The 4,921-nt window shown below is 33.0% G+C and carries 6 protein-coding genes; 1 reads left to right on the forward strand and 5 read right to left on the reverse strand.

The window, feature by feature from the left end:
• The 5 genes from ACI32A_RS09190 to fmt all read right to left on the reverse strand — a co-directional run.
• Positions 1-169 (reverse strand): hypothetical protein (locus ACI32A_RS09190; RefSeq protein WP_439754765.1); only part of this gene is annotated, 169 nt, incomplete at its 3' end.
• An 89-nt stretch (positions 170-258) separates the two neighbouring features.
• Positions 259-525 carry a 30S ribosomal protein S15 gene (gene rpsO, locus ACI32A_RS09195; RefSeq protein WP_439754760.1) on the reverse strand — a complete coding sequence of 89 codons (267 nt, stop codon included), beginning with the start codon at positions 523-525 and terminating at the stop codon, positions 259-261.
• A 92-nt stretch (positions 526-617) separates the two neighbouring features.
• Positions 618-1,682 carry a radical SAM family heme chaperone HemW gene (gene hemW / locus ACI32A_RS09200; protein WP_439754761.1) on the reverse strand — a complete coding sequence of 355 codons (1,065 nt, stop codon included), beginning with the start codon at positions 1,680-1,682 and terminating at the stop codon, positions 618-620.
• 1 nt (position 1,683) lies between these two features.
• Complete coding sequence (lepA, locus tag ACI32A_RS09205; RefSeq protein WP_439754762.1) at positions 1,684-3,486, reverse strand: translation elongation factor 4; 1,803 nt, start codon at positions 3,484-3,486, stop codon at positions 1,684-1,686.
• Positions 3,487-3,518: 32 nt separating this feature from the next.
• Complete coding sequence (fmt, locus tag ACI32A_RS09210) at positions 3,519-4,451, reverse strand: methionyl-tRNA formyltransferase (protein WP_439754763.1); 933 nt, start codon at positions 4,449-4,451, stop codon at positions 3,519-3,521.
• A gap of 120 nt (positions 4,452-4,571) precedes the next feature.
• Here fmt and rpsT point away from each other — a divergent pair, with 120 nt between their 5' ends.
• Positions 4,572-4,835 (forward strand): 30S ribosomal protein S20, encoded by a 264-nt coding sequence (rpsT, locus tag ACI32A_RS09215; protein ID WP_439754764.1) that lies wholly within the window; start codon positions 4,572-4,574, stop codon positions 4,833-4,835.
• Positions 4,836-4,921: the final 86 nt, after the last annotated feature.

The following is a 4,921-nucleotide window of genomic DNA, read 5'->3' on the forward strand; positions in this document are numbered from 1 at the left end:
AAGGGAAAAAGTCAATCCCTTCTTTTGCCTGGTTTGATGCACAAGCAGTTGATAATGTTACTGTATCTCCATATCGAACAATAACCGCTCCATCGGCTTGTTTGGCAATTTCACCAGTCTCTACTGTGATCCCCCGACCACAGAAATCAAATTGAAACTCTTGTTTCATCTTTTTTCACCTCATTTTTCGACATTGTTAATCTTAACATAGAAAAGATAAATAGAAAAGAAATAAAAAAAATAATCGAGAATTCTCGACTATTTTCTTAAACCTAAACGAGCAATTAAATCTTTATAACGATCGTAATCAACATCTTTTAAGTAATTCAATAAAGCTTTACGACGACCAACCATTTTCATCAATCCACGTTGTGAATGATAATCATGTTTGTGGTCTTTGAAATGCTCAGTTAAACGATTGATTTGTGCTGTCAATACGGCAATTTGCACTTCAGGAGAACCAGTATCTCCTTCATGACGAGCATATTCTTTCATAATAGCTTGTTTTTCTGCTTTTAATAACATCTTTGTTTCCTCCTATATGCAGTCCTTCTATACCGTGAAAAAGGTCGGAGACTCCTGTTTCTCAGTACAAAAGCCTCTATATTATAACGACATTAATCCAAAAAATCAATAAGAATTGTATTTAAAATGTCTCTTCCTTTTTGTGTACAAGAACAAGTATTTTCATGAATCAAAAAATAGTCTTTATACTTTAAAAGTATATCTTGATATTCTTTATAAAAATCACTTTGATATTTTTCATTAAATGTTTTTACATCCAATCCAAAACTGGTTCTAAGTGACATCATAATGGCTTCAAACTTCTGATCTTCAAGACTTGTATAATCATAGATTCTTTGATTCGGTTGTTTTAAATAGTCTTGATAATTCGATACATGACTATATCGAATATTGTTTTCTTTGCCACAGGCTCCATAGCCAATTCCTATAAAATCCAGGTCCTTCCAGTAACTTAAATTGTGTCTGGAAAATTGATTGTCTAAACAAAAACTGGATATTTCATAGTGTTGATAGTCTTTTAAGGATTCACAAATTATTTCATACATTTGTTCTTCTATATCTGAATCAATGGGTTGTAGTTTTTGTTTTCCAAAAATAGAATTTTCTTCAATTTGAAGAGAATAAATAGATAAATGCGGAAGATGTAAATTCAAAAAACAATCTAAGTCTTCTTTTACTTGTTGTAAAGACTGATTGGGTAGTCCATATATTAAATCAATAGAAATATTGGAAAATCCATATTTTCTTAATAAAGAAATACAATGATAAACATCTTTTACATTGTGCTTTCTTCCAATTTGTTTTAATAAAGAATCATGAAACGTTTGAACGCCTAAACTAATACGATTAATGCCACATTCTTTCATCATTTTTATTTTTTCTTCGGTTATCGAATCAGGATTGCATTCCATAGTCCATTCATAATTTGTTTTTAAATACGGACTAAACATGTGACAGAGTCGATTTATTTGTTCTGTACTTAAACAACTTGGTGTACCTCCTCCAAAATAAAGTGTATCTAAAGATGGAAAAGAAAGAGAATGGATTTCTCTTTCTAATGCATCTAAATAAATGTCTTTATTTTGATCAATTTTTCGACAAAAGTCACAATAAAAACAAATGGAATCACAAAAAGGAATATGAACATAGGCATGCATATTAGTCTTCATCCATCGAAAGAACAGCCATAAAAGCTTCTTGCGGAATTTCGACCGATCCCACCATCTTCATTCGTTTCTTTCCTTCTTTTTGTTTTTCCAGTAATTTCTTTTTACGCGAAATATCGCCTCCATAACATTTCGCCAATACATTTTTGCGAAGAGCTTTGATATTGGTACGTGCAATAACTTTTCCTCCAATAGCTGCTTGTACTGGAATTTCAAATTGCTGTTTAGGAATAATTTCTTTTAATTTAATCGTCATCGCATTTCCACGATGATACGCAAAGTCTTTATAAACAATGGTACTTAAAGCATCAATGACTTGCCCATTTAATAAAATATCCATTTTCACTAATTTACTAGGTCGATAGCCACTGATTTCATAGTCTAATGAGGCATAGCCTTTGGTACAGGATTTCATTTTATCAAAGAAATCAAAGATGATTTCACTTAGAGGAAGTTCATATTTCATCATCATACGAACATCATCTAATACCTGTAAATCCACATACTCTCCTCGTTTCTTTTGACAAAGCTCCATCATAGCACCCACATATTCTTTTGGAACCATAATTTCAGCTGAAACATAAGGTTCTTCAATGTGATCAATGTTTTGAGCCGGTGGTAAAGCAGCTGGATTGTCAATGGCTTCCATTGTGCCATCGGTTTTATATACGTGATAAATAACAGAAGGACTTGTCGCAATCAAATCTAAATTAAATTCTCGTTCCAGTCTTTCTTCGACTACATCCATATGAAGTAAACCCAAGAAACCACATCGAAAACCAAATCCAAGGGCCTGGGATGTTTCGGGTTCAAATTGTAAAGATGCATCGTTTAATTTTAATTTTAATAAAGCTTCTTTTAAATCATCATAGCGAGCATTGTCTACAGGATATAATCCACAATACACCATCGGATTCATTTCTCGATATCCTTTTAATGGTTCACTGGCTGGATTTTGAGCCCATGTAATGGTATCTCCAACTCTTACATTTTCAATATTTTTAATAGCCGCACTAATCCATCCAACTTCCCCTGTACTTAATTCATTTTTTATGACTTCTTTTGGTGTACGAACTCCAACTTCAATGACTTCATATTCAGCACCAGATGCCATAAAACGAATTTTATCTTTTGGTTTTATAGAACCATTTTTTACAGAAACAAAAGCAATAACACCTCGATACGCATCATAAACAGAATCAAATACCAATGCCTGTAAAGGGGCGTTTGGATTTCCAGATGGAGCTGGTAATTTTTCAACAATTTCTTCTAATACTTTATCAACATTCAAACCCGATTTGGCACTGATTTCGACAGCTTGTGAACAATCCAAACCGATTAAATTTTCAATTTCTTCTTTAACGACTTCGGGTTGAGCACTTGGTAAATCAATTTTATTTAAAACCGGTAATATTTCTAAATCATTATCTAATGCCAGATATACATTGGCCAATGTCTGGGCTTGTACACCTTGAGCCGCATCCACAACCAATACAGCGCCTTCACAAGCAGCTAATGAACGAGACACTTCATAGGAAAAATCGACGTGTCCGGGTGTATCAATTAAATGGAAGATATAGTCTTCTCCATTTTTAGCGTGATACATTAATTGTACGGCATTTAATTTAATGGTAATGCCTCTTTCTCGTTCCAAGTCCATAGAATCCAGAATCTGAGAGACCATGTCTCTTTTTTCAACGGTATCCGTTAATTCTAAGATTCGATCGGCTAAAGTGGATTTTCCATGGTCAATATGAGCTACGATTGAAAAATTTCGAATATGACTTTGATCCATATTTTTCCCCCTTTCGATTTTTTATTTTAACATCATTCAACTCTTTCACCAACTAGATTTCGTCCCATTCCATTAAAGAATTGTTTTCCACTTAAAACAGGTTTTCCCTCTATTTGACATTCATCAATCAATAAAATACCTTCTTTTAGATTCAATACAAATCCATTGTCTTGGAGTCCAGAAAATTCATATGGTTTTTCAATCAAACAAGGAAGATAACGAGCTTTTAAAATTTTAAACTTTTTATTTTTGATTTTCACATAAGCTCCTGGTTCTTTTGATAAAGCACGAATTTGATTAAAAATATGCATGTCATCTTGATGTAAGTCAATATGTTCTTCTTCTTTTGAAATCACAGGCGCTAAAGTAGCTTTTGATTCATCTTGTGAAATAAATTGAGCTTGTCCAGTAATTAAAGAATCCCAGTTACGAATCAATAAAATACTGGCAGCCTTTGCCATTTTTTCAAAAATCGAAGAAGAATTATCTTCTAAAGAAATAGAAACTTTTTCTATATCACAAATAGGACCCCCATCCATTTTCGGTGCCATTTTCATCAGTGTCATACCCGATATGGTATCTCCATTCCAAATGGCTCTTTGAATCGGTGCCCCTCCTCTATACTCAGGAAGAAGCGATCCATGTAAATTAATACAGCCATAGACAGGTAAATCCAAAATAATTTTGGGTACCCATTGTCCATAGGCACAAGTCACAATAATATCGGGTTTATAATCTATAATTTTTTGATAGTCTTCTTTTAAACGAACTGGCTGAAATACTTCAATTCCATGAGATATTGCCACTTCTTTTACTTGAGAATAAACAAGAATTTGTTTACGTCCTTTTTTCTTATCCGGCTGGGTAACTACCATTCCTACTTCAATACCTGCTTGTATCATATTTTCTAATAAAGTAGCTGCAATTGCTGGTGTTCCCATAAAAATACAACGAATTTGTTTCATAGTTTTCCTCCAACAATTCGTATTATATCGTATTTTACAAAAATAGTTAATGGATTTTATTGCAAACCAAAAAAGATTTTGTTATAATTTTAAAGCAATTTATGTCAGGAGGTGCAAACCATGCCACAAATCGATTCACAAAAGAAACGTGTAAAAACAAATAACAAAGCTCACATGTTAGTTGTATCTAAAAAATCAGCCATCAAAACAGCAATTAAAAAAGTATTAGCTGCTGTTGAAGCGAATGATAAAGAAGCAGCGATTGCAGCTTACAATGCTTGTAGTTCTAAACTTGACTCAGCTGTAGCTAAAAATGTTTACCATAAAAACTTCGCTAGCCGTCAAAAATCACGTTTACAAACTGCAATCAACAACATGAAGTAATACAAAAAGAAAACCCCGTTTGGGGTTTTTTTGAATATTTAAAACTAGATGAGGTCAAAGTCGACCTTTAAAATCATGAGGTTTTT

It is taken from the genome of Floccifex sp., assembly GCF_051873555.1.
Lineage (GTDB): Bacteria > Bacillota_I > Bacilli_A > Erysipelotrichales > Erysipelotrichaceae > Floccifex.